The following is a 23001-nucleotide window of genomic DNA, read 5'->3' on the forward strand; positions in this document are numbered from 1 at the left end:
CCGGTTTGGGTATGGGGGGGGGTGGGTAAACACCGGCGCCGCCGGGACGGCCGCCCGCGCGTGTGGCGGGCGGCCTTCTCCGGAGCAGGTGGGCGGCATGGGGGCGCAGCGGGCGGTTATCCGCGGGGGGATTCGTCGGGGTTCCGCGGGGTGGTGGCCGCGGCGGCGTGCGGGGCGGAGGCACCGTGGGGCCCGGGGGCCGGGGCACCCGGGGCGGGGGTCCGGTGGGGGGCCGGGGGCTGGTCCCCGGTTCGGGAAGGGGCGGGGTGGGGGAAGAGCAGCTGCACCAGCAGCGCCACCGCCACGTTCACCGCCACCCCCACCAGCCCGGCGTTCACGTGCCGTACGTCGATCTCGGCCAGCGTCAGCCACGTCACCACGGCCTCGCCCGCCGCCAGCCCGGCCAGCGCGGCCCGCGCGCTGAGCAGGCGGCGACCGCCGAGGGCGGCGAGCAGGCCGGGAACGAGCTGGATGAAGCCGCTCACCGTGAGGAGTTGCAGATCGGCCAGGAGCCCGGGGCGCAGGATGCCGAGAGTGAGGGCGAGGCCGATGGCCAGGACGACGACGCTGTGGTTGACCCGCATCCGGGCCGACTCCCGGCCCGGGGGCAGCAGGTTCTGGGCGACCAGGGTCGAGATGCCGATGCACATGGCCCCGGCCGGAACCATCGCCGAGGCCGCGGCGGCGACCACGACGAGCCCGGTGGCCCAGTCCGGCAGCGCGCCCTGGGCGAGGGTGAGGAGCACCCCGTCGCCGTCCCCGTCGGCCCGTACGACCACCCCCGTGAGCCCGACCATGATCGGGATCATCAGGGCGACCTGGTACAGCGGCATGAAGACGTTGTTCGTACGGATCGCCCGCGGCCCGCCCGCGGCCATCAGCGGCGGCCAGTGGTGCGGCGTCGCCATCAGCCCGCCCGCGATGGCCGAGACCAGCACGCTCGTCGTCCACCACACCTGGTCCTGCGCCCCGCCGTGCACGGTCAGCATCTGCGGTTGCGCCTCGTGGACCCGCCGGAACACCTCGCCGACACCGCCGCCGACGTAGTGCAGCGGGATGACGACGGCGAGCACGGCCATGACGCCGATGGTCAGGACGTCCTTGAAGTAGGCGCTGTTCTTCAGCCCGCGGATGCCGGACCACAGCACGAAGGCCGCGGTCAGCACGGAGGCCAGCACCATGCTCAGCCGCCCCGACGCCGTGCTGCCCGTGGCCAGCCCGACGACCATGCCGAGGCCGGTGAGCTGGAGCTGGATGTAGGGGAGCAGGAAGATCAGCCCGATGACGGCGACGACCTTGCCGAAGAGCGGGCTGCGGTAGCGGTCGGTGAAGTAGTCGGCCTGGGTGAGGTAGCCGTTCTCCTTGCCCAGCCGCCACAGCCGGGGCTGGACGAAGTAGAGCAGCAGGAAGGCGAGCGCCAGATAGACGACGGCGTACGTGGCGGCGTTGCCGCCGGTGTACGCGACCCCCGCGACCCCGAGGAAGCTGAAGGTGGTGAACACCTCGCCCGCCTGGAGGAACCACATGGCCAGGGAGCCGAAGTTGCGCCGCCCGACGGCCCATTCGGCGAGGTCGGCGGAGCGCCCGGTGCGGCCGAGGAAGCCGCAGAGGGCGAGGGCGCACATGCCCAGCAGCGATACGGCGAGGACGACGCTCACTGTCCCTCACCCGCCGTCGCCCGCTCACGGTGCCGGAACAGCCCCCACTCGACGGCGGCCAGCGCCGGGGTGAGCGCGAGCACCCAGGCGCCGACCCATACGTACAGCGAGGGCATGCCGAACCACAGCCGCTCGGCGTTGACGAAGGGCAGCCACACCGACGCGAGCAGCGCCAGCGCCGGGACCACGGGCAGAAGCACGAGCAGTTTGCGCCACGACACGGTACCTCCAGGGCGCGAGGGGACTGCGCGGCATTCAACAGACCCGCCCACGGTCCGGCATCGTCACCGGCGGCCAACATACGGCGGCCCCGCCTTGTCCGCGGGGACAAGACGGGGCCCCGAGCACCGAGCGGACTCCTACCGGAGCGCACCCATGGGAAGCCGGGCGGCCGACGTCCCCAGCCCCGTCGGGCCGGACAGCCGCCGCGGCGGCCGCGGCGCCCCGGCCTCGTACCGCGGCTCGTCCTCCCGGTACCGGGCGGCCCGCCGGTGCCAGGCCAGGATTCCGCTCATCCAGTCCTGGAGGTCGCGCACATACCCCTCCAGGGCCGCCCGGCCCTCCGCCGGCAGCCCGAAGTCCTCGTACAGCACCGGGAACTCATGGGCGGCGACGTGCTGGAACTGCCGCATCCGCGAGGTCATCAGGTCATCGACGATGGCCACCCCGGTCGGGTAGTCGCAGTCGAAGAAGTTCCGCACGACCAGGACGCCGTTGTGGACCTCGCCCTCGAACTCGATCTCCTTCCGGTACGAGAAGACGTCGTTGAGCAGGGTCGCGTAGTCCATGGCCGCGTTCTCCAGCGACCGGACCGGCCCGCTGCGGAAGATCCCGGGCGGCAGGTGCTCGCCGTACGCCGGCCGGCGCAGGCTCAGGGTGAGGTGGGGGCCGAAGGTGTGGCGGCGCGTCTCGATGTAGTCGACCGGGTCGGGGATCCGGTTCTGCGCCTGGTTCGCCAGCTCCCACAGCCAGCTGTCCAGCATGTCGTCCACGGTCCGGCGGAACTCCCGGCGCGCGCCCTCCTCCATCGGCCCCGCGGTACGGGTCCACAGGTCGGCGAGGGACCGCTCCAGCCCGCCCACCGGGTCGGGGGTGGGGCCCGCGTCGAGCGGCATGAAGGTCATGAGCCGTTCGTTGCACGCCTTGGCGCCGGTGAGGTCCCGCCGCCGGCCGAAGACCCGCGGGTAGTAGTCGTCCGCGTAGGTCGCCCAGGCGAGCCAGCCCGACGTCAGGTCCAGCTCGCCGGGGGACGCCTCCGGGCGGATGCCCGCCGCGCACAGCGGAACGTCGGCCGCGAGCAACTGGGGCCCGAAGATGCCCATCCGCCGCGACCACTCGACCAGATTGCGGCGCGCCCGGTCCAGATACGGGCTGAGCCGGGCGGTGAAGGGCATGAAGAAGTCCGGCAGCCGGGACGGTCCGACCCGCTGATGCGGCACATGGCTGAAAGTGCGCGCCCGTGCCCGCTCCGCCCGGCCGGTGGTGAGCCGGATATCGGCGGCGGATACGCCGATGCCGCCGATCCCGAGGCCGCTGACGGCGAACGGCGACCGGGCGGGCTCGCTCCCGGCCCCTCCGCCGTTCATATAGCGGCTGGACCGCATGTGCCACTCGTGGCCGCCCGACTGCCAGTCCTGGAGCCCCTTGACGTACGCCATGACGCTCGCGCGGGCCGCCACGTCCAGGCCGTGCTCGGCGAAGAGCGGGGGCAGCTCGGTGAACGTGGTGTTCTCGAACTGCTGGAGCCGCGAGGTGAGCAGGTCGTTCACGGCGTCCGCCGCCTGCTGGGTGGTGCAGCCCAGGAACGTCTCCAGGACCAGCACCCCGTTGCTCAGCTCGCCCTCCTCCTCGATCTCCCGCTGGTACGAGAACAGGTCGTTGCGCAGGTGCACCGCGTCCGAGAACGCGTCCCGCAGCACGCGCAGCGGCCGTGACTCCGCGACCACCGCGGGCACCTCGGCCCCCACCGCGTGCTCCACGAGCCCCGCCGACCACGGGGCGCCGCCGACCTTGCGGCGCATCTCGATGTACTCCACCGGGTTGGGCGTCCGGCCCGCGTTGATGTTGGACAGCTCCCAGAGCGATTCGGCCAGCAGATTCTCCGTGGACTCCCGGAACCGGGCCCGCCAGTCCGGCGACATCGTGGGCACCGTCCGCGTCCACAGGTCCTTCAGGCCCGCCTCGACCGGGTTGACCGGCTCCGGTGTCCCGGCCGCCGCCGGGTCCATCGGCATGAACAGCGGCAGCCGGTCCAGATACGCCTTGCCGCCCTCACGGTCCTGGGAGCGCTTGAACCGCTCCAGGAAGTGGTCGTCGAAGAAGAACACCCACACGTACCAGTCGGTGATCAGCGCCAGCTCGGCGGCGGAGCATTCGGGGTGGGTGTAGGCGCACAGCAGGGCGTAGTCGTGGGCGTCGAGATCCTGCTGCTCCCAGATCCCGGAGCCTTCGAGCATGCCCATCCCGCGCGCCCACCGGGTGGAGTGCTCCCGCGCCGCCTGGACATGGGGATTCAGCCGCGCCGGGTACGGCGTGTAGAAGTCGGGGAGTTGAAAGGGCTGTGTCACTGGTGCGCCGGGACCTCTCCGTGCGACGGATGCCCGCGGCCGTCAGCGGGCCCCCGGGCTGATCGGCTCGGCTCTACCCGTGGTCCTGACGGGCTATCCGACCGCCCGGCGAGTCACATAAGCGTGCGATCGTTTCCGGCCCCGCCGAGGCGGCACGGACGGGCCGCGGCGGGACCGGAACGGGCCGGCTCACGCACTAGCGCGGCGATCTGGTGGCCTGGGACGGAACGGCCGCCCGCGCCGTCTTCGCGGGCCGGAAGGCCCACTCCATCCGGGGGTCCATCGCGAAGCGGAAGACCCGCTGGACCAGCGGGGAGCACAGGGCGGTCACCACCACAGCGGCGATCACCGTGACCACGATCGCGCCCGCCGGGGTGTGCGGCCAGGGCTGGTCGTACCAGCCGGCGAAGTGGGAGCCCTTGATCAGCAGGCCGTGCAGCAGGTACCCGTACAGCGTTCCGGCGCCGAGCGCGGTGAACCACAGCGTCCGTCCGGGCACCCAGGCGAAGAAGCACGCGGTCAGCACCATGGAGCAGCCGAACAGGGCGAACGTCATCACCACCCCGCTCCACCACGGCGCCCCCAGCTCCTGGGCGCTGTCCCGGTGGTAGAACCACCCGGCGTTCATGCGCGGCACCGCCCAGTAGGCGAAGACCAGCGCGGCCGCCGTCACCGGCACCGCCAGCCGCCGCACCGCGCGGCGGCGCACCATCCGGAAGTGCTCGGGCCGCATGTGCGCCCCGGCCACGAAGAAGGGCAGGAACTGCAGCACGCGCTGGAGGTCGAGATCGTCGCCGATGTCGGGCGAGCACGAGGCGAGCGCGGCGATCACGAGCGCGACCGGCACCGGATGGCGCACGATCCGCCACACCGGGGTGGTGATCCGCCAGACGAAGAGCGCGATCAGGAACCAGGTCAGATACCAGGGGTCGAGCAGGCTGACCGGGTACGAAAGGTCGCCGCCCGCCCAGCCCTTGAGGAGGCTGTAGACGGTCTCGAAGATCACGTACGGGACGACGACCCCGGTGAGGAGGCGCTTCAGCCGGTCCGGCCGCAGGTCGAAGTTCCGCGAGAAGTAGCCGGAGATGAGGATGAACGCCGGCATGTGGAAGGCGTAGACGAACAGGTAGAGGGCGGACGCCGCCCTGCTGCCGTCCCGCAGCGGTTCCCAGGAATGCCCCATCGCGACCAGCACGATGGCCAGGTACTTGGCGTTGTCGAAGAACGCGTCACGCTGCTTCGAAGCGGGGGGAGCGGCGGGAGCGGCGGGCGCGGGAGCGGGCAGGGCGGGGACGGGGGCCGGGGAGGCGGGCGCGGGGGCGGGCCGCGCACGACGTAAGGACGAGACGTTCATCACATACGCCGCCCCGTGGAACCGACAGCGGCGATCCCGCCTCTTTGTGGGGTTGAGGAGAGGGCTGCGGAGTGGAACATTCCCCGCACGGTAGTGGCGGACACGGGGCCACGGGCGGAATGGCTCAGCTCTTGCGTACGACGGTTCACGCCCCCGCCGCCACTGGCACACTGCGCCCCCGCACCCGCCGCCCCCAGGGCCGGGAGACGCCCGTCGCCCCTTTGGCCCGGCTGTGCGCGCGGGCCCCCGCCGCCTCGCCCATGCTGGGGCCCGGAGGGGGTGACCCGACGACCCGAGCGTTGCGAAGGGCAGGGCCCCGATGAGGCTTGTCGTCGATCTCAACCGCTGCCAGGGATACGCGCAGTGCGCGTTCCTCGCCCCCGACGTCTTCGCCCTGCACGGCGAGGAGGCGCTGCTCTACGCGCCGCACGCGGACGAGTCCCAGCGGGAGAACGTGGCGCGCGCGGCGGCGGCCTGCCCGGTCCAGGCCATCCTGGTCGACGACGAGGACCTGTCCGGTGTCCGCTGACGGCGCGCCGCACACCCTGCGGCGCGAGGGGCGCATCGTGATCGTGGGTGCCTCGCTGGCCGGGCTGCGGGCCGCCGAGACGCTGCGGGAGGAGGGGTTCGCCGGGTCGCTCACGATGATCGGCGACGAGCCCCATGAGCCGTACGACCGGCCGCCGCTGTCCAAGCAGGTGCTGCTGGGCCGGGTCCCCGCCGACCGCACCGCGCTGCCCCGGCGCCGCGCGGTGGACGCGACGTGGCGGCTCGGCGTCGCCGCCACCGGGCTGGACATGACGGCCGGGCGGGTGCGGCTGGCCGACGGCGACGAGGTCGGCTACGACCGGCTCATGATCACCACAGGGGTGCGCGCCCGGCCCTGGCCGCATCCCCTGGAGGCCGAGCTGGACGGCGTCTTCGTGCTCCGTACCCGCGAGGACGCGGCCGCGCTGCACCGCCGGCTGTCGGCCGGACCGCGCCGGGTGCTGGTCATCGGCGCGGGCTTCACCGGTTCGGAGATCGCCTCCGCCTGCCGCGAGCGGGGGCTGCCGGTGACCGTCGCCGAACGCGGACCCACCCCCCTGGTCGGCGCCCTCGGCGGGGTGCTCGGCGCGGTCGCCGCCGACCTGCAGCGCGCCCATGGCGTCGATCTGCGCTGCGGCGTCATGGTCACCGCCCTGGAGGGCGACGCGGCCGGGCGGCTGCGGCGGGCCCACCTGTCCGACGGCACCGCCCTCGACGCCGATGTGGCGGTGGTCTCCCTCGGCATCACCCGCAACACCGAATGGCTGGCCGGGTCCGGGCTCGGCGCCGGGCCCCGCGGCATCGCCTGCGACGCGGGCTGCCGCGCCTTCGACGTGACGGGCATCGTCACCGACGACATCTTCGTGGCCGGCGACGTCGCCCGCTCCCCGCACCCCCTCTTCAACTACCAGTTCCTGTCCCTGGAGCACTGGGGCAACGCGCTCGCCCAGGCCGAGATCGCCGCCCACAACATGATCAGCGCGAGCGCCGACCGCCGGCCGCATCTGTGGGTCCCGGCCTTCTGGTCCTCCCAGTTCGGGGTGAACATCAAGTCGGTCGGGGTGCCCTCCCTGGGCGAGGAGGTCCTGATCGCCCAGGGTTCGCTCGCCGAGCGCCGCTTCACCGCGGTCTACGGATACCAGGGGCGCGTCATCGCCGCCGTCACCTTCGACCAGGGCAAGTGGCTGGCGTTCTACCAGCGGCTGATCGAGACCGCCGCCCCCTTCCCGCCGCCGTTCACCACCGTCGACCGCCGCGCCGAAGGGCTGCGGCCGGTCCCGGCCGACTTCCCGGACCCCACGCTGCCCACCCACGGCCCGACCGTCACGCTCAGCGGCTACTCGCCCGCCGACCGGCGGATCACCTTCACCCCCACGCGCGTCTGACCACCCTCGCCTGATCCCCGGAAGGACTCCGTCATGGCCCACGGCCCCCTCCTGCGGAAGATCACCGACTACGCCAACCGCGCCGACCCGTACCCGGTCTACGCGGAACTGCGCAAAACACCCGTGGTGCACGAGGAGGACGGCCCGTACATCGTCAGCACCTACTGGGAGATCCACGCCCTGCTGCACGACCCGCGCATCAGCTCCGACGCGCGCAACCTCGACCCCCGGGCCGCGGGCGAACCGGACGGTGCCGAGAGCGAGTCCGAGGAGGACGACCCCGGGCTGCCGCCCGCCTTCCTGAAGCTCGATCCGCCCGAACACGACCGGCTGCGCCGCCTGGCCATGACCCCCTTCGGCCCCCCGCACACCCCCCGGCGGATCCACGCCATGCGCGGCGAGCTGTCCCGCATCGTCGACGAACTGATCGACGGCTTCCAGGACCGGGACCGCGTCGACCTCGTCGACGACTTCTCGTACCCCTTCCCCGTCACCGTCATCTGCCGGCTGCTGGGCGTGCCGCGCGAGGACGAGCCCCGCTTCCACGCCTGGGCCGACATCCTCGCCGCGAGCCTCGACCCTGACCCCGAGCAGGACGCCGCGACGCGGCGCCGCGTCACCCACCAGGCGCGCGCCGAACTCGGCCGCTACCTCTCCGAACTGATCGAGGAACGCCGCCGCTCCCCCGCCGACGACATGCTCTCCGCCCTGGTCACCGAGGACGGCCCGGACGGCCGGATGAGCCATACGGAGCTGCTGAGCACGGCCGCGCTGCTGCTGGTCGCGGGCCACGAGACCACCGTCAACCTGATCACCAACGGCATGCTCGCCCTGCTCCGCAACCCCGACGTCCTGGCCCGGCTGCGCGCCAAGCCCCATCTGGCCGTCCCCCTGGTCGAGGAGCTGTTGCGCTACGACCCGCCCGTCCAGCTGCTCCCCCAGCGCACCCCGCTCTCGGACATCGACATCGCCGGGGTGACCATCCCCAAGGGCGCCCCCGTCTGGCTCGTCCTGGCCTCCGGCAACCGCGACCCGCAGCGCTTCCTCGACCCCGACCGCTTCGACCCCCAGCGCCGCGACAACCAGCACCTCGGCTTCGGCAGCGGCATCCACAGCTGCTTCGGCGCCCCGCTGGCCCGTCTGGAGGCCCAGCTGGCGCTGACCGCGCTGGCCCGGCGCCTGGAGAACCCCCGCCTCGTCGAGGACCCGCCGCCCTACCGCCGCAACGCCGTCCTCCGCGGCCCCCGCCACCTCCCCATCACCCTCGAAGGCCTGCGCTGACCGACTCCGACTTCGCGGCGATCTTGCGGACCATCCCGCCGAACACCAGCGCGTGGAACGGCGAGACGGCCCACCAGTAGGCGTGCCCGGCCAGCCCGTGCGGGTGGAACACGGCGCGCTGGCGGAAGACGGTCCGGCCCTCCGCGTCCCGGTCCACCCGCATCTCCAGCCACGCCGGCCCCGGCAGCCGCATCTCGGCCCGCAGCCGCAGCAGGCGGGGCGGCAGGACCTCCTCGACCCGCCAGAAGTCCAGGCTGTCGCCGACCCGCAGCCGGGCCGCGTCGCGGCGGCCGCGGCGGAGGCCGACGCCGCCCACCAGGGTGTCGATCCAGCCGCGCAGCGCCCAGGCGAGGGGGAGCGCGTACCAGCCGTTCTCGCCGCCGATGCCCTCCACGACCCGCCAGACGTCCTCCGGGGAGGCGTTCACGACGCGGCGGCGGTGGTCGGTGTAGAGGGTGCCGCCCGCCCAGTCGGGGTCGGTGGGCAGCGGGTCGCTGGGGGCTCCGGGGGTGGCGGCGGAGGACCAGCGGGTGGCCACGTCGGCCTCGCGGATCCGCCGCAGGGCCAGCTCCAGGGCCCGGTCCACGCCGAGGGGGCCGCCCGGCGGGTCGGGGACGTAACGCCTGATGTCCCGCTCGGCGCAGACCACCTCGTGCCGCAGGGACTCCACGAGGGGGCGCGCGAGGGCGCCGGGGACCGGGGTGATCAGCCCGACCCAGAGGCTGGAGAGCCGCGGGCTGAGCACCGGCACCGGCAGGATGCCGCGCCGGGGCAGCCCGGCGACGGCCGCGTACCGCCGCATCATGTCCCGGTAGGTGAGGACCTCGGGGCCGCCGATGTCGAAGGCCCGGCTCACCTCGTAAGGCAGTGTGGCGCAGCCGACGAGCAGCCGGAGCACATCGCGGACGGCGATCGGCTGGGTGCGGGTGCGCACCCAGCGCGGGGTCACCATGAGCGGTAGCCGCTCGGTCAGATAGCGCAGCATCTCGAACGACGCCGAGCCCGACCCGATGATCACACCGGCCCGGAGCACCGCCGTCGGCACCCCCGAGTCCAGGAGCACGCGGCCCACTTCGGCACGGGAGCGCAGATGGGGCGAGAGGTCGCGGTCCGGGACCCCGGCCGGGGTCAGCCCGCCGAGGTAGACGATCCGCCGGACCCCGGCGGCCCGCGCCCGGTCGCCGAAGACGCGGGCGGCGCGCCGGTCGGTCTCCTCGAAGCCGGGCCCGCCGCCCAGCGCGTGCACCAGGTAGTACGCGACGTCCACGCCCTCCATGGCCGCCCGGACGGACTCCTCGTCGGTCACGTCGCCGCGCACGATCTCGACCCGCCCCGCCCAGGGGTGATCGCGCAGCTTCCGGGGGGAACGGACCACACAGCGCACCGCGTACCCCGCGCCCAGCAGCTCGGGGACGAGCCTGCCGCCGATGTATCCGGTGGCCCCGGTGACCAGACAGCGCATGCGGCCATGCTTGAACGCACGGAGGCCACCCGCAACCGGGCCGGGTGCGGACAGCGCGAAACCTGCGAGGTGGGCTCCCTTCGCCGGCATTGTCCGGATCAGGTTGTGGAGGTCGCCTTCCGGTCTCCCCGACCTTCCGGCCTCTCAGCCCGGCCATCAACGAGACGTTCCGGAGAACCAAAGTCCTCTGTCCTGAGCGCCTCTCCGGTCGAGCTCCCTCGCTCGCCCCGCAGGCTGTTTTTCAGGTTACTCCTGACCCCCTTGGGGGACTAGTCCCCTTTCAAGAATTTTTCACCCTTTTGTCGGCACGTCGCGACGGCCCTCTTCCCGGGCCCCGGCCTGGTACTCCCGCGCCTTGGCTGCGCCGGAAGGCGCTTGCCCGGTAGGCTTTCCGTGTGATCTTCAAGCGCATCGGAAACGGTCGGCCCTACCCCGACCACGGCCGGGAAAGCACCCGCCAGTGGGCGGATGTCGCCCCACGCCCGGTACGTCTTGACCAACTGGTCACGACGAAGCAGCAGCTCGACCTGGAGACGCTGCTCGCCGAGGACTCGACGTTCTACGGGGACCTCTTCGCCCACGTCGTGAAGTGGGACGGCGACCTCTATCTGGAGGACGGGCTGCACCGTGCGGTGCGCGCCGCGCTCCAGCAGCGCCAGGTGCTGCACGCGCGCGTCCTGGAACTCGACTGACCCCGCCCCCGCGAGGCGCGGCCGGGCCTTCGCATTGGCCCTTTCGGGTTGGACTGCACACCAACGATTGATCATTTAGTAGGCATCGTCACCAGGCCGCACTACGCTGCGCATATGAGCATGCTGACCCCTCCTGGCATGGGCGGAAAGTACCGCATCACGGGCGACCGCTATCCGCGCATGCGCCGGCCCCGGAGCCGCCGTCGCCTGGTCTTCGCGGCCCTCGGCTCGGTCGTGGCGCTCGGCCTGGCCGGCTGGGGAACGCTTCAGCTCATCGACGTCTTCTCCGGCGGCGGCAAGGGCGGCGACACGGTGCGCGCGGCGCGCGGCAGCGCGGACTGCAAGCGCGACCCCGGCAAGGGCGGCGGCCGCGACCGGGGATCCGGGACCTCGTCCCGTACGGCGGCGGCGAAGCTGCCGAAGCCCTCCGACATCACCGTCAACGTCTACAACGCGACCAAGCGCTCCGGGCTCGCCAAGGACACCGCCGACGAGCTGAAGAAGCGCGGCTTCAAGATCGGGGACGTGGGGAACGCCCCGACCGCGTACGACAAGAAGGTCAAGGCCCCGGGGATGCTCCTGGGCGCACCGGGCTCCGCCGACGGGGCCTTCCGGGTGCTCGGCACCCAGCTGGCCGGGACCGAGACCAAGAACGACGCCCGCCGCGGCAAGGACGTCGATCTGATCATCGGCACGGAGTTCAAGGACCTGGTCCGGCAGCAGGACGCCGACAAGGCGCTCACCACGCTGACCAAGCCCTCGCCCCGCCCGTCGGGCTCGCCCTGCTGAGCGGGCCCGGACGGCCGTACTAGCCCGCGGTCCCGTACATCCGGTCGCCCGCGTCGCCGAGCCCCGGCACGATGTACCCGTGCTCGTTGAGCCGCTCGTCGATGGACGCGGTGACCACCGTCACGGGCGTGCCCGCCAGCTCGCGCTCCATCACCTCGACGCCCTCGGGCGCCGCCAGCAGGCACAGCGCGGTCACGTCGTCGGCGCCCCGCGATATGAGTTCGCGGATCGCCGCGACGAGCGTCCCGCCCGTCGCCAGCATCGGGTCCAGCACGTACACCTGACGGCCGGAGAGGTCGTCGGGCATCCGGGTGGCGTACGTGGACGCCTGGAGCGTCTCCTCGTCGCGGATCATGCCGAGGAAGCCCACCTCGGCCGTCGGCAGCAGCCGCACCATCCCGTCGAGCATCCCGAGGCCCGCCCGCAGGATCGGCACCACCAGGGGGCGCGGATGCGAGAGCCGCACCCCGGTCGTCGCCGTCACCGGGGTCTCGATGTCGACCTGCTCGGTCCGCACATCGCGGGTGGCCTCGTACGCGAGCAGGGTCACCAGCTCGTCGGCGAGCCGCCGGAAGGTGGGGGAGTCGGTGCGCTTGTCGCGCAGCGTGGTGAGTTTGTGCGCCACCAGCGGGTGGTCGACGACGTGGATCCGCATGGCAACGACACTAACGGAGCCCTCGGGCCACGGCTCCCGCCCGGTAACCCCCGGCGCGCGACGACAGTCTGTCGCCGTACTGGCATCAAAGCGCTGTTTCGGGGGAAAGTGGGCAGGAGCGCCCGGGCCCGACGTCCGGGCGAAGACCTCGGTCCGAGGGGTGAGGCCATGGCCGACACCGACATGTCCACCGGCAGGACAATGGGCGCCGCGTCCGCCGGCGAGAGCGCGGCGGACCGCCGCCGCCGTCGCGAACGCTTCCTGCGCGCGCTGAACGAGGCGCGGCAGGTGCGCGACCGCGTACGGCCGCGGCTGACCCGCGCCGCCCGGATGCGTGAGGCGATACTGCTGCGCGCGTTCCGCTGATGTTCCACCGATGAACCCGAACCCGGCGCACCGCCGATGGAGCGATCAGGTCGGTCCGTTTCGTTTCACGTGAGCCACATCTCTTTGGACTGGTGCACGACGCAGCGCGGAAGACCTCTCGCGAAGCGATGGTTTCTGCCACGATTCCGATTGGGGCTGGACACTGTCCCGCCCGCCCCGGCACGCCTATGACCAGTGGGAGAGTCACGGTGTACTTCGCCGCATTGCTCGCGCGCACCGCAGAAGGGTGGGAAGCGAGCGACACAGAGCTCGATGACGTGGAGACTCTGACCGATTTGATCGAACTGGCTCGTGGGGCCGCCAAGGACGACGACACGGTTCTGGCCTTCATCGAGCACGAAGACGCGTGGTTCGGCGTCGTCCGCGTGGACGGCGAGGACGACCCGCACATCTACGTATCGGACGCGGCCGCGGCCGCCCGCACCTCGTACGGCTCGATGCTCACCGACGAGCTGCTCGGCCGGGACCCCGACGACGACCTGGACAGCCTCGTCGACCTGGACGGCACCGAGGACGGCGAGCCCGACGAGGACGACGACACCGACCCCGGCGCACCGGTCCCCGTGGGCCCGCTCGGGGACGGCGACATCCTGGCCGACCTGGGCATGGAGGAGAAGGAGCTGAAGGCCCTCGACGGGGACGCGCTCGAATCGATCGCGGACATGCTGGGCTGCTCCATGGAGGGCCTGGAGGCGGTGCGCTGACCGCCCCCACACTGGTGTCATGACCGATCCGCTGACCGGCATCCTGCCCGGACCCGACCCCGACCCCCTGCGTGACCCCTGGCGCGCGCCGATGCGCCTCGCGCTGGAGGAGGCCGTACGGGCACCGGAGACGGGGGACGTACCGGTCGGCGCCGTCGTGCTGGGCCCGGACGGCACGGTGCTCGGCCGCGGCCGCAACGAGCGCGAGGCCCACGGCGACCCCACGGCCCACGCCGAGGTCCTCGCCCTCCGCGCCGCGGCCCGCCGCCTCGGCGGCTGGCGGCTGACCGGCTGCACCCTGGTGGTGACCCTGGAGCCGTGCGCCATGTGCGCCGGCGCCATCGTGCTGTCCCGGCTCGACCGGGTGGTCTACGGCGCGGTCGACGAAAAGGCGGGCGCCGTCGGCTCCCTCTGGGACATCGTCCGCGACCGCCGCCTCAACCACCGCCCCGAGGTCATCCACGACGTCCTCCCCGACGAGTGCGCCGCCCCCCTCACCGCCTTCTTCCGCACCTCCTGACCCACCCCCACCCGGAACCGATTTCGGATCTCGGCCCTTCGTCCGCTAGGCTCTGCCTCGGTAGCGTGTCCGAGCGGCCGAAGGAGCGCGCCTCGAAAGCGCGTGAGGGGGCAACTCCTCCGTGGGTTCAAATCCCACCGCTACCGCTCGAATCACCCCCCTGCCCTGCGGAAACGCAGGGCAGGGGGGTGTTCTGCGTGTGGACGCGTCCGCCAGTTGTACGGCAGTGGCTTCACCGAAAAGCCTGGCCGCAAGCAGGGTCCACGCGTCGAGGGGCCCGAAGTCCGCCGGGAAGTCAGTCCACATTGCTGCGATGAGCTCTGCCCCGGCGTCAGGGCGTCAGATGAGATGGCCGCCCGGAGGCTGGGCCCGCGACGTGCTCGCCCTGCTTGCCGGCGTTGGGTCACCGACAGCCCAGCTCTACCGAGCCGAGGCGATCGATGGTCGCGGTGACGACATCCCCGGGCCTGACCGGGACGGCGGCGGTGAGTCCGCCGGAGAGCACGATCTGCCCGGCAGCCAGGCCTTCGTCATCGGCGGCGAGCTGCCGGACGAGCCAGGCGACCGCGGCTGCCGGGTGGCCCAGCGACGCCGCTCCGGAGGCGGTCGCGACCACCTCACCGTTCTTCTCCAGGAGGACGCCCACCAGGCGCAGGTCGACCCCGGGCGTCGTGACCGGCACCCCGACGACGAACCGGCTCGCCGAGGTGTTGTCCGCGACAACGTCGGCCATGGTGAAGCCGTAGTCCACGAATCGGGAGTCGAGGACCTCGATACCGACGGCGACCCCCGACGACGCGGCGACGACATCGGCTGCGGTGATGTGCGGGCCTTTGAGGTCCCGACCCAGAGTGAACACGATCTCCGGCTCGCAGCGGGGCTGGATGAGCTCCGAGGTGTCCAGTGGCTCGCCGAGGTCCACTGCCCCCGTGGCCGGCAGGAAGCCGTAGATCGGGCTGTTCACTCCGACTTGGGCTTGCTTGGCACGTGAGGTGACGCCGAGCTTCCAGCCGGCGATCTGTCCGGTCGCGGACCGTAGCTCGCGCTGCACCCGATAACCGGTGGGGATGTCGAGTTCGGGGAACTCGTCGGTCAGCTTGGTGATGGCGGTACGATCCGCAACGGCCTTGCTCAGCCGGGCGGCCAACTCGCTTACGTTCACGCTCATGCGACCCTCACCGTCACCGGGCCCAGCCGGTCGAACTCGGCCCGGAACACGTCGCCCGGGTTCATGGGAAGGGCCGCGTGCAGCGCGCCCGTCAGGATCAGGTGCCCGGGCTCCAGGGCAACCCCGTGCTCGCCCAGGGTGTTCGCCAGCCACGCGACGACGGCGACCGGGTCTCCCAGCGCGGCGGCGCCGGCGCCCGTGTCGACCAATTCGCCGTTGCGGGTCAGAACCATCCCGGCCAGCCGGGGATCCCAGCTGTTCGGGCCGTCGTCGAGAGGCACGATGCGGCTCGAGGTGGCCATGGCGCCGTTCGACGCCAGGTCGGCGACGGTGTCGGCGAGTTTGATCCGCCAGTCCGCGATCCTGGAGTCGATGATCTCCATCCCGGCCACGGCACCCGCGATGGCGGCCCGGGCCTGGGTGACGGTGACACCCGGGCCCTCGAGCCGGTCGCCCAGAACGAAGACGATCTCGGCCTCGACCTTGGGTGCGACGAACGCGTCGAGCGGGACCACGTCCCCGTCGCGGTAGAGGGTGGAGGCCAGAACCGGTCCGTAATCGGGAGTGTCGATGCCGAGCGCCTTCTGCATCGGGGCAGCGGTGAGCCCGACCTTGTGCCCCACGACCCGATCGCCGTCGGCGAGCAGGAGTTGCACGAGCGCCTGCTGGATGGCGTAGCCGTCGTCCATGCCGAGACCGGGTTCTGCGTCGGTGAACGGCGGGATCGCGGTACGGGTGCGCCGGGCCTCGTAGAGAGCGTGGGCCTTGGCCGTCGTATCAGTCATGTGGTCTGCTCCTCGGCCAGCGCGATGGCGATGTCGATGATCATGTCCTCCTGGCCGCCGACGTAGCCACGCTCGCCGCAACGGCGCAAGATGGCGTGCGCGGGGACCTTGTACCGCTCGGCCGCACGCTCGGCGTGCAGCAGGAAGCTTGAGTAGACCCCTGCCCAGCCCTGCACGATCGCGTTGCGGTCCATCTTCGGCCACCGGCTCAGGTACGGCCGGACGACCTCTTCGGCAGCGTCGAGCAGCAGCCCGGCGTCGAGCCCGGTCGCGACGCCGAGCCGGTCGAACACCGCCCCGAGCACCTCGGTGGGGGAGTTTCCCGCGCCGGCACCGAGCGCGCACAGTGAGCCGTCGATGTAGCGGACGCCGGCCTGGTGCGCGATCACGGAGTTCGCGACGCCCAAACCCATGTTCTGGTGACCGTGGTAACCGACCCAGGCCTCGTCACCGGCCTCGGCGACCAGGGCCTCGAAGCGAGCGCGCGCGTCGTCCATGAGCAGAGCGCCGGCGGAGTCGGTGACGTACGGTGCCTGGCAGCCGGCGTCGATCATGATCCGGGCCTGCTTCGCCAGGTTCTCCGGGTCGGTCTTGTGAGCCATCATCAGGAACCCGGCAGTCTCCATGCCCAGCTCCCGGGCCACGGCGAAATGCTGCGGGGAGACATCGGCCTCGGTGCAGTGGGTGGCCACGCGGACCATCTCGGCGCCGGCGTCGTAGGCACGTTTGAGGTCGTCGACCGTGCCGATGCCGGGGACCAGCAGGACGGCGATCTTCGCCCGGCGAGACTCCTCGCGGGCGGCGTTGATCAGGCTCATCTCGTCGGTGCCGGAGAAACCGTAGTTGAATGAGGAACCGCCGATGCCGTCGCCGTGGCTGACCTCGATCCACTCCATCCCGGCGGCGTCCAGCGCGCGGACCGTGTCGCGGACTTGGGTTTCGGTGAAGCGGTGCGCCACGGCGTGGCTGCCGTCGCGCAAGGTGGTGTCGATGATGCGGACGTCGTCGCGCAGCACGGGGCGGGTCATGCGGAGACCTCCAGCTTGGCACGGGCCATCAGCTCGCCGATCCGGGCAGCCGCGGCGGTCATGATGTCGAGGTTCCCGGCGAAGGGCGGCAGGTAGTCGCCGTTGCCCTTCACCTCGAGGAACACCGCGACCCGGGCGTGCCCGCCCCAGGCCTCGGTCGGCTCGTCGAACTGGGGCTCGGCACGCAGCGTGTAGCCGGGCACGTATTCCTGGACCGCGGCGACCATCTCGTGGACCGAGGCGGTGATCGCTGCTCGGTCGGCGTCGTCGCCGATCATGCAGAACACGGTGTCCCGCATGATCATCGGCGGCTCGACCGGGTTGAGGATGATGATCGCCTTGCCACGGGTCGCGCCACCGACTTCGGCCACGGCCTGCCCGGTGGTGTGCGTGAACTCGTCGATGTTCGCACGGGTGCCCGCACCCGCCGAGCGGGACGCGATGGATGCGACGATCTCCGCATAGGGCACCGGTGTGATCCTGGAGACGGCGTGCACGATCGGGATGGTGGCCTGGCCGCCGCAGGTGATCATCGAGATGTTGGGCGACGCGATGTGGTCGGGGCCGTTGACGGCCGGCGAGACCATGGGGCCCAGATGCGCCGGGGTGAGGTCGACAGCCTGGATGCCCGCTTCCGCGTAGCGCGGGGCGCTGGCGGCGTGGGCCTTGGCCGAGGTTGCCTCGAACACGATCTGCGGGAGCGGGTCCTGTCGGAGCAGCCAGTCCACCCCCTCCGCGCTGGCCTCGATGCCGCGGGCGCGGGCGCGGGCCAGACCGTCGGACTCGACGATGCCCACGACATACCGGACGTCGATCACCTGGCTGTGGGCGAGCTTCGCCAGCAGGTCGGTGCCTATGTTCCCGGGGCCGACTATGGCCGCCGGGATCTTCTGCTGCCCCATGGTGGGACCGTCACATCCTCTCGATCGGGTTGGGAGAGAGCACCCCGCTCAGCGGAGCGCGGGAGGCTTCAGGGGCGACGAGTTCGCGCAGGTGGGCGTACATCCGCGAGGGATCCGGCTCCAGGCCGGTGAACAGCCGGAAGGCATCGGCGGCCTGGTGGGCGTTCATCCGTCCGCCGTCGAGGAAGACCGCGCCCGCCTCGGCGGCGGCCGCGAGCAGAGCGGTGTGGAGCGGCCGGAACACGATCTCGGCGACCCAGAGGTCGGGCCGCAGGCAGTTGCCGGGCACTGCCTGGCCGGGGTGATCAGCCATCCCGACCGGGGTCGCGTGCACGACCCCGTGCGCGTGTCCGAGCAGCGTCGGGAGCTCGGTGAGTCTGCCACCGCGGACCCGGTACGGGTCGAGGTCGGCGGCGAGGCGAGCCGCCCGGTCCGGGTCGGTGTCGACGACGTCGAGTCGCTCAGTACCCAGGTCGAGCAGCGCGTAGGCCGCCGCGGCGCCCGCCCCGCCCGCGCCGACGAGAACGACCCGGTCCAGCGGGGCGCCCGCGAGCCCGTCGACGAGGCCGCGCCGGAAGCCGGTCCAGTCGGTGTTGTGGCCCGCGAAGCCATCCTCACCGATGACCACGGTGTTCACCGCGCCGATCGCCGCCGCATCAGGGGACAGGGTGTCCAGGTGCGCGAGGACCAGCTGTTTGCAGGGATGGGTGATGTTGAGGCCCCGGTAGCCGGCGTCCCTGGCTCGCAGCAACAGGTCGCCGACATCACCCGGAGAGACCCCCAGGGCGTGGAGGTCCCACAGGTCGTAGCGCAGCTCAAGGCCGAGCACTGCGGCCTCCCGCTCGTGCATCGCAGGGGACAGCGAGAACCCGATCCCGCTTCCGATCAGGCCCGTCAGCAGAGTCGTCACGATTCCCCCTCGGGGTCGGCCGAGGCGAGCACGGGCTCGATCACCCGGATCGTGGCGACCGCGGAACGCGGGGTGACGGTGCCGGTCCGCAGCGCGCTCATAGGGCGTCCTTCCGTACGAGGGCACGGTCCAGCGCCTCGACCCCGTAGACGTAGCCCTGGATCCCGGCTCCGACGAAGACTGCCTCGGCGATGTCGGAGACGTAGGAGTGGTGCCGGAACTCCTCGCGCTTGTGCACGTTTGTGATGTGCACCTCGGCGATGAGCAGTTCGGAGGCGAGCAGCGCATCACGCAATGCCACGGACGTGTGGGTGAACGCACCCGGGTTGATCACGACGCCGTCCGTACCCCCGCGCGCCTCGTGAAGCCGGTCGACAAGCGCGCCCTCCCAATTGCTTTGCAAGAAGTCGGCTTTGTATCCGAGCGCCTCTGCGCGTTGCGCGGTGATCCGCTCGACGTCGGCGAGGGTGTCGGCACCGTAGAGGGCGGGCTCACGGGTCCCGAGCATGTTCAGGTTCGGGCCGTTCAGGATCAGCAGGCGGCCGTGCCGCATGGAGGCTCCTCACAAGGTGGTGGTCACGCGGGCTGCGGGGGCCGCTGCGGTCGTCCGCGGGGTGCGTCCCAGCTGTTGCAACGGCACGTGGGCGGTCTCGCGGCCTGCGCAGGCCGCCGCGGCGGCAAGCACGCAGAGCACGGCGAGCAGGATCGCGAGCGGAACCCAGCCGAACGCACCCGTGCCGATCATGAGCGCGGCGATGGTGGGCAGGAAGCCCTGGGGCACGTTTGCGAACTGGGTCGAGACCGCCAAACCGGTGTAGCGGACCCGGGCATCGAACATCTCCGCGTACAGCGACGGCCAGACGCCGTTCGGCGCGGCGTAGCACACCGAGCCCAGCAGGACCGAGGCCAGCACGACGAGTGACCAGTTCGAGGTCGTCATGGCCCAGAAGTAGACGAACACCGACGCGGCGCAGCCCAGGGCACCCATGGCGAACACCGGGCGGCGGCCGATCTTGTCCGACAGCTTGGCCCACAACGGGATCGTGACGACTTGGCCGATGTTGGAGATCACGATCGTCCACAGCATCGAGGAGCGCGAGATGTTCCACTGCTCCACCGCGTACCCGAGGCCGAACACGGTCACGGTGGTGGAGATCGTGGCGTAGAGGTGGCAGACGACGATCCGGAGGAACGAGCCCCAGTAGTGGCGAATGAAGACCATCAGCGGGAACCTGACGACCTCCTGGCTCTCCTTCATCTCCTTGAAGGCGGGCGGCTCCTCCAGCGTGCGACGCACGATCATCGCGACGATCACCACCACCGCGCTGGCCCAGAACGGCACCCGCCAGCCCCAGGAATAGAGGGCCTCGGTCGGCAGGGCCGCGACCGGGATGAAGGCCAGCGTCGCCACGACCAGCCCGGCCTGGGTCCCGGAGAGAGTGAAGCTGGTGAAGTAGCCGCGCCTGCCCTCGGGAGAATGCTCGAGGGTCATCGAGCTCGCGCCGCTCTGCTCGCCTGCGGCGGAGAACCCCTGCGCCACGCGGCACACAACCAGCAGGATCGGTGCCCAGACGCCGATGACGGAGTAGCTGGGAAGACAGCCGATCAGGACGGTCGAACCCCCCATGGTGGCCAGCGTGAAGATCAGGACGCGCTTGCGGCCGATCCGGTCGCCGAAGTGGCCGAGGAAGAACGAGCCGATCGGCCGGGCGATGTAGGCGACCGCGAAGGTCGCCAGCGCGGCCAGCGTGCCCGTGGCCGCGCCGGCGTCAGGGAAGAACACATGGCTGAAGACCAGCGCCGACGCCGATCCGTAAATGAAGAAGTCGTAATACTCGACCATGCTGCCCAGGAAAGACGCGAGCGCAGCCTTCCGGGGCGTTTGGCCCGTTGTCTTCGTATGGGACACGAGACACTTCCTTGTGTCAGGTTCGAGCTGGATTTTGTGACAGATTCACGCCGGGGCGACCGGAGGTCCGAACGGATCAGCCGTTGAGAACGGCGGTGGCCGAAGCGAAGGCCTGCCGGGCGGCCTCGTCGACCGGCAGGGCGCGGAACCACGGATCGTTGACCTCGACCGACCAGGGGCCGGTGTAGCCGAGGCTGCGGAGTTCCGCGACCAGCGCGCGGACGGGGAGCTCACCCCTGCCCGGCAGTAACCGGGTCGAACGGGCCTTGTGCAGCATGTCCGGGTCGTCCGGGCGGACCCGGGGACCGTCGTTGAGCTGGACGCCGGCGACTTCCCGTGCGTCGATGTCGTGGAGCACGGCGGCGTCGGCACCAGTGGCGAACCAGTGCCAGATGTCGATCATCACCCCCGCGTTCGGCGCCCCGCTGCGCCGGACCACGTCGAGTGCCGCGGGATAGTCGCACAGGGCGCCCCAGGCGAATGCCTCCACCGCCAGGGTGACGCCCAGGGGGGCCAACCGGGCAGCCAGTTCGGCGAGGCGGTCGGCCGCGCGTCCGGGGTCGGCCGGTCCGGCGGCGAACTCGCCGGAGGTGACCCGGAGCGGCCCCCAGGCGCGCGCAGCCTCAGCGAGCGTGACCTCGGCGTCCGACGGCACCGCAACCGACTCGGCGAGCGCCCACCCGCCGAGGAACTCGGCCTCGGTGACGGCGAGCCCGGTATCGGCGGCCACGGTGCGCACGGCACCGACCCCGCCGTGCGCCGCGAGGTCGGCGAACTGCACACCGATCCCGGTGAATCCCGCCCTCGCGGCAGCGGCGGCCCGCGCGGCGAAAGGAGTGCGCGCGGGATCGGTGAACCCGGCCCCGTGCAGCGTCACGTAGCTCGCGGTCAGCCCGGTCACGCGGGCGCCCCTCCGAACGGCGGGGTCGCGTGGGTGTGGAACGACTCCGGCACGCCCAGGCCCCACGCGGTGCCGCGGCCTTTCGACTCGGTGTCCCACGTGACGGTCTCGAAGTCCGGCGCGAAGATGTGGATCCCGCCGGTGAACACCTCGACGCGGTTGCCGCCGGGCTCGTACACGTAGAGGAAGAAACCTTGAGTGCGCGAGTGCTTGGCGGGACCGAACTCGATGAACACGTCGTTCTCGAGGAAGACGTCGGCGGCGCGGATCACATCCGAGGTCTCGGGCACGGCATAGGCCAGGTGGTGCAGCCGTCCAGTGGTGGGGGCGGGTTCTTTCGTGAGCGCGAGGTCGTGGGCCTTCGTCATGACCGACAGCCAAGCGCCGACCTCGTCGCCCCCGGCGGGGACGAGCCGCTCACGCAGCTTGAACCCGAGGGCCTCCTGCTGGCAGCGGCTCGCCTCGGCGACGTTCGGCACCAGCAGGTTGATGTGGTCGATGCGCGCAGCAGCGGCGCCCTGGGGGGCGAAGCGCTGCGGCTGGTTCGGAAGGGCCGGCGCCTCGCCGGGCGGCGGCACGTACTTCTCGGTCTCGAAGTACACCTCCTGGACATGTCCGCCGACGCCGGTGTAGCGGTAGGCCTTGCCGTGGCCGAAGTCGCCGTCATGCCAGGTGCCCTCGACGCCTTGCTTCTCCAGCGCGGCGACGCGTCGCTCGAGGGCCTGCGGGCTGGTCGCCCGCCACGCCACGTGGCCCAGACCGGCCTCGGGGGCGCCCGTCAGAGTGAGTGAGGTCAGGACGTCGTCGTTCCAGGCACGCAGGTGCGCCCGACCGGGGTCCTCGCCGACGAGGGTCAGTCCGTAGACCTCGGTGAAGAACGCGACGGACTCCTCGAGCCGGGGCGTGAGCAGCTCGGCGTGGCCGAGCTGGGCGATGTCGTAGATCGGCTCCGGGCGGCTGCTCATCGCACCGTGCCTTCCTCAGCGACGGCCTTGGCTTCCAGCTCGGCGACGCCCTCCAGGATGGACGGCGCGTGATTGGCGATCGAGACCCCACCGAAGAGGTAGGCGAGGTTGATCGCAGCCTGCAGCTCTTCCCAGCTCGCCCCGGCTCGCCGGGCCGCATGTCCGTGGATCTTCGCCGCGTCCCGCAGCTGCACCGCCAGCACTGCGAACAGGATCAGCTGGACGGTCTTCTGATCCAGCACATCGGTGTAGGTGACGAGGTTGCGGACCTTCTCCTGCGCGAGCAGCAGCTCTGGGTTCGTCCGGCCCAGGCTGTCGAAACGGGCCTGGATGCGCGGTGGCACGAAGCCCGCCATCTCGCGGTACGTCTGCAGGTAATGGTCGATCTCGTGCTGCTGCTCCGTGGTGGGGACCGCGCCCTCGGCGTCCGGTGTACTGCCAGTCATGGGTG

24 protein-coding genes, 1 tRNA gene and 1 riboswitch are annotated in these 23001 nt (G+C 71.6%); of the genes, 9 read left to right on the forward strand and 16 right to left on the reverse strand.

The features are described from left to right. Positions 1–116: 116 nt before the first annotated feature. The 4 genes from ABZ562_RS12000 to ABZ562_RS12015 all read right to left on the reverse strand — a co-directional run bounded on the left by ABZ562_RS12000 (position 117) and on the right by ABZ562_RS12015 (position 5579). Positions 117–1658, reverse strand: coding sequence for a sodium:solute symporter family protein (locus ABZ562_RS12000; protein ID WP_361476897.1), 1542 nt, complete (start codon positions 1656–1658; stop codon positions 117–119). Further along, complete coding sequence (locus ABZ562_RS12005) at positions 1655–1879, reverse strand: hypothetical protein (protein ID WP_361476899.1); 225 nt, start codon at positions 1877–1879, stop codon at positions 1655–1657. The genes ABZ562_RS12000 and ABZ562_RS12005 overlap by 4 nt, the downstream gene beginning before the upstream one ends. A 138-nt stretch (positions 1880–2017) precedes the next feature. Next, positions 2018–4225, reverse strand: a complete 2208-nt coding sequence (locus ABZ562_RS12010) for a terpene synthase family protein (RefSeq protein ID WP_361476901.1) — start codon at positions 4223–4225, stop codon at positions 2018–2020. A gap of 196 nt (positions 4226–4421) precedes the next feature. Further along, the gene (locus tag ABZ562_RS12015; RefSeq protein ID WP_361476903.1) at positions 4422–5579 is read right to left on the reverse strand and encodes an acyltransferase family protein; all 1158 of its coding nucleotides are present in this window, start codon (positions 5577–5579) and stop codon (positions 4422–4424) included. A gap of 319 nt (positions 5580–5898) precedes the next feature. Here ABZ562_RS12015 and ABZ562_RS12020 point away from each other — a divergent pair, with 319 nt between their 5' ends. From ABZ562_RS12020 to ABZ562_RS12030, 3 genes are read left to right on the forward strand one after another with little or no spacing between them, the layout of a single operon-like run. Further along, positions 5899–6108, forward strand: coding sequence for a ferredoxin (locus ABZ562_RS12020; protein WP_361476905.1), 210 nt, complete (start codon positions 5899–5901; stop codon positions 6106–6108). Continuing rightward, a complete protein-coding gene (locus tag ABZ562_RS12025) occupies positions 6098–7492 on the forward strand; it encodes an FAD-dependent oxidoreductase (RefSeq protein ID WP_361476907.1) in 1395 nt (464 codons plus the stop codon). Before ABZ562_RS12020 ends, ABZ562_RS12025 begins: the two co-directional genes overlap by 11 nt. A 33-nt stretch (positions 7493–7525) precedes the next feature. After that, a complete protein-coding gene (locus ABZ562_RS12030) occupies positions 7526–8773 on the forward strand; it encodes a cytochrome P450 (protein ID WP_361476909.1) in 1248 nt (415 codons plus the stop codon). Here the strand turns inward: ABZ562_RS12030 and ABZ562_RS12035 are convergent. Next, on the reverse strand, positions 8751–10235 hold the full coding sequence (locus tag ABZ562_RS12035) for an SDR family oxidoreductase (protein WP_361476911.1): 1485 nt from the start codon (positions 10233–10235) through the stop codon (positions 8751–8753). The genes ABZ562_RS12030 and ABZ562_RS12035 overlap by 23 nt on opposite strands. A gap of 58 nt (positions 10236–10293) precedes the next feature. Then, a riboswitch (TPP riboswitch) is annotated at positions 10294–10465 on the reverse strand. A gap of 165 nt (positions 10466–10630) precedes the next feature. Between ABZ562_RS12035 and ABZ562_RS12040 the strand changes: the two genes are divergently transcribed. Both ABZ562_RS12040 and ABZ562_RS12045 read left to right on the forward strand, forming a co-directional pair. Then, positions 10631–10927: a type II toxin-antitoxin system VapB family antitoxin gene (locus ABZ562_RS12040; protein WP_009716657.1), complete on the forward strand. Its 297-nt coding sequence runs from the start codon at positions 10631–10633 to the stop codon at positions 10925–10927. Positions 10928–11041: 114 nt separating this feature from the next. Beyond that, on the forward strand, positions 11042–11716 hold the full coding sequence (locus tag ABZ562_RS12045) for a LytR C-terminal domain-containing protein (RefSeq protein ID WP_361476913.1): 675 nt from the start codon (positions 11042–11044) through the stop codon (positions 11714–11716). A gap of 19 nt (positions 11717–11735) precedes the next feature. Here ABZ562_RS12045 and upp read toward each other — a convergent pair whose 3' ends face one another. Next, positions 11736–12371 carry a uracil phosphoribosyltransferase gene (gene upp, locus ABZ562_RS12050; RefSeq protein WP_361476915.1) on the reverse strand — a complete coding sequence of 212 codons (636 nt, stop codon included), beginning with the start codon at positions 12369–12371 and terminating at the stop codon, positions 11736–11738. Between the two features lie 168 nt (positions 12372–12539). On the opposite strand from upp, the gene ABZ562_RS12055 reads away from it, so the two are divergent. The 4 genes from ABZ562_RS12055 to ABZ562_RS12070 all read left to right on the forward strand — a co-directional run bounded on the left by ABZ562_RS12055 (position 12540) and on the right by ABZ562_RS12070 (position 14128). Further along, positions 12540–12737 carry a hypothetical protein gene (locus ABZ562_RS12055; protein ID WP_361476917.1) on the forward strand — a complete coding sequence of 66 codons (198 nt, stop codon included), beginning with the start codon at positions 12540–12542 and terminating at the stop codon, positions 12735–12737. A 188-nt stretch (positions 12738–12925) separates the two neighbouring features. Then, positions 12926–13462 carry a hypothetical protein gene (locus ABZ562_RS12060; protein ID WP_361476919.1) on the forward strand — a complete coding sequence of 179 codons (537 nt, stop codon included), beginning with the start codon at positions 12926–12928 and terminating at the stop codon, positions 13460–13462. Positions 13463–13481: 19 nt separating this feature from the next. Continuing rightward, a complete protein-coding gene (gene tadA / locus ABZ562_RS12065) occupies positions 13482–13982 on the forward strand; it encodes a tRNA adenosine(34) deaminase TadA (protein WP_361476921.1) in 501 nt (166 codons plus the stop codon). 59 nt (positions 13983–14041) lie between these two features. Further along, positions 14042–14128 (forward strand) — tRNA-Ser (locus ABZ562_RS12070). A 257-nt stretch (positions 14129–14385) separates the two neighbouring features. On the opposite strand, the gene ABZ562_RS12075 is transcribed toward ABZ562_RS12070, so the two are convergent. From ABZ562_RS12075 to ABZ562_RS12120, 10 genes are all read right to left on the reverse strand, one after another. Continuing rightward, entirely contained in the window at positions 14386–15150 is a 765-nt protein-coding gene (locus ABZ562_RS12075; protein WP_361476923.1) for a fumarylacetoacetate hydrolase family protein, read from the reverse strand. Beyond that, positions 15147–15935 (reverse strand): fumarylacetoacetate hydrolase family protein, encoded by a 789-nt coding sequence (locus ABZ562_RS12080; protein ID WP_361476925.1) that lies wholly within the window; start codon positions 15933–15935, stop codon positions 15147–15149. Before ABZ562_RS12080 ends, ABZ562_RS12075 begins: the two co-directional genes overlap by 4 nt. Next, complete coding sequence (gene dmpG, locus ABZ562_RS12085) at positions 15932–16963, reverse strand: 4-hydroxy-2-oxovalerate aldolase (protein ID WP_361476927.1); 1032 nt, start codon at positions 16961–16963, stop codon at positions 15932–15934. Before dmpG ends, ABZ562_RS12080 begins: the two co-directional genes overlap by 4 nt. Next, entirely contained in the window at positions 16960–17865 is a 906-nt protein-coding gene (locus ABZ562_RS12090) for an acetaldehyde dehydrogenase (acetylating) (RefSeq protein WP_361476929.1), read from the reverse strand. Before ABZ562_RS12090 ends, dmpG begins: the two co-directional genes overlap by 4 nt. A gap of 10 nt (positions 17866–17875) precedes the next feature. Next, positions 17876–18775, reverse strand: coding sequence for a shikimate dehydrogenase (locus tag ABZ562_RS12095; RefSeq protein ID WP_361476931.1), 900 nt, complete (start codon positions 18773–18775; stop codon positions 17876–17878). Positions 18776–18872: 97 nt separating this feature from the next. Then, positions 18873–19328 (reverse strand): type II 3-dehydroquinate dehydratase, encoded by a 456-nt coding sequence (gene aroQ, locus ABZ562_RS12100; protein ID WP_009719469.1) that lies wholly within the window; start codon positions 19326–19328, stop codon positions 18873–18875. Positions 19329–19337: 9 nt separating this feature from the next. Then, a complete protein-coding gene (locus ABZ562_RS12105) occupies positions 19338–20684 on the reverse strand; it encodes an MFS transporter (RefSeq protein ID WP_361476933.1) in 1347 nt (448 codons plus the stop codon). A 76-nt stretch (positions 20685–20760) separates the two neighbouring features. Next, positions 20761–21585, reverse strand: a complete 825-nt coding sequence (locus ABZ562_RS12110; RefSeq protein WP_361476935.1) for a TIM barrel protein — start codon at positions 21583–21585, stop codon at positions 20761–20763. Continuing rightward, positions 21582–22550 carry a VOC family protein gene (locus ABZ562_RS12115; RefSeq protein ID WP_361476937.1) on the reverse strand — a complete coding sequence of 323 codons (969 nt, stop codon included), beginning with the start codon at positions 22548–22550 and terminating at the stop codon, positions 21582–21584. Before ABZ562_RS12115 ends, ABZ562_RS12110 begins: the two co-directional genes overlap by 4 nt. After that, positions 22547–22996, reverse strand: a complete 450-nt coding sequence (locus tag ABZ562_RS12120) for a carboxymuconolactone decarboxylase family protein (protein ID WP_361476939.1) — start codon at positions 22994–22996, stop codon at positions 22547–22549. Before ABZ562_RS12120 ends, ABZ562_RS12115 begins: the two co-directional genes overlap by 4 nt. Between the last annotated feature and the right edge of the window lie 5 nt (positions 22997–23001).

This window comes from Streptomyces sp. NPDC019937, assembly GCF_040631655.1.
In the GTDB taxonomy this organism is placed as follows: domain Bacteria; phylum Actinomycetota; class Actinomycetes; order Streptomycetales; family Streptomycetaceae; genus Streptomyces.

Bases quoted from the DNA above. Each gene is read 5' to 3' on its own strand.
- ABZ562_RS12020 (WP_361476905.1), top strand. From the start codon at position 5,899: ATGAGGCTTGTCGTCGATCTCAACCGCTGCCAGGGATACGCGCAGTGC.
- ABZ562_RS12045 (WP_361476913.1), top strand. From the start codon at position 11,042: ATGAGCATGCTGACCCCTCCTGGCATGGGCGGAAAGTACCGCATCACG.
- ABZ562_RS12120 (WP_361476939.1), bottom strand. From the start codon at position 22,996: ATGACTGGCAGTACACCGGACGCCGAGGGCGCGGTCCCCACCACGGAG.
- ABZ562_RS12030 (WP_361476909.1), top strand. From the start codon at position 7,526: ATGGCCCACGGCCCCCTCCTGCGGAAGATCACCGACTACGCCAACCGC.
- ABZ562_RS12060 (WP_361476919.1), top strand. From the start codon at position 12,926: ATGACCAGTGGGAGAGTCACGGTGTACTTCGCCGCATTGCTCGCGCGC.
- ABZ562_RS12075 (WP_361476923.1), bottom strand. From the start codon at position 15,150: ATGAGCGTGAACGTAAGCGAGTTGGCCGCCCGGCTGAGCAAGGCCGTT.
- dmpG (WP_361476927.1), bottom strand. From the start codon at position 16,963: ATGACCCGCCCCGTGCTGCGCGACGACGTCCGCATCATCGACACCACC.
- ABZ562_RS12055 (WP_361476917.1), top strand. From the start codon at position 12,540: ATGGCCGACACCGACATGTCCACCGGCAGGACAATGGGCGCCGCGTCC.
- aroQ (WP_009719469.1), bottom strand. From the start codon at position 19,328: ATGCGGCACGGCCGCCTGCTGATCCTGAACGGCCCGAACCTGAACATG.
- ABZ562_RS12080 (WP_361476925.1), bottom strand. From the start codon at position 15,935: ATGACTGATACGACGGCCAAGGCCCACGCTCTCTACGAGGCCCGGCGC.
- ABZ562_RS12090 (WP_361476929.1), bottom strand. From the start codon at position 17,865: ATGGGGCAGCAGAAGATCCCGGCGGCCATAGTCGGCCCCGGGAACATA.
- upp (WP_361476915.1), bottom strand. From the start codon at position 12,371: ATGCGGATCCACGTCGTCGACCACCCGCTGGTGGCGCACAAACTCACC.
- ABZ562_RS12015 (WP_361476903.1), bottom strand. From the start codon at position 5,579: ATGAACGTCTCGTCCTTACGTCGTGCGCGGCCCGCCCCCGCGCCCGCC.
- ABZ562_RS12035 (WP_361476911.1), bottom strand. From the start codon at position 10,235: ATGCGCTGTCTGGTCACCGGGGCCACCGGATACATCGGCGGCAGGCTC.
- tadA (WP_361476921.1), top strand. From the start codon at position 13,482: ATGACCGATCCGCTGACCGGCATCCTGCCCGGACCCGACCCCGACCCC.
- ABZ562_RS12115 (WP_361476937.1), bottom strand. From the start codon at position 22,550: ATGAGCAGCCGCCCGGAGCCGATCTACGACATCGCCCAGCTCGGCCAC.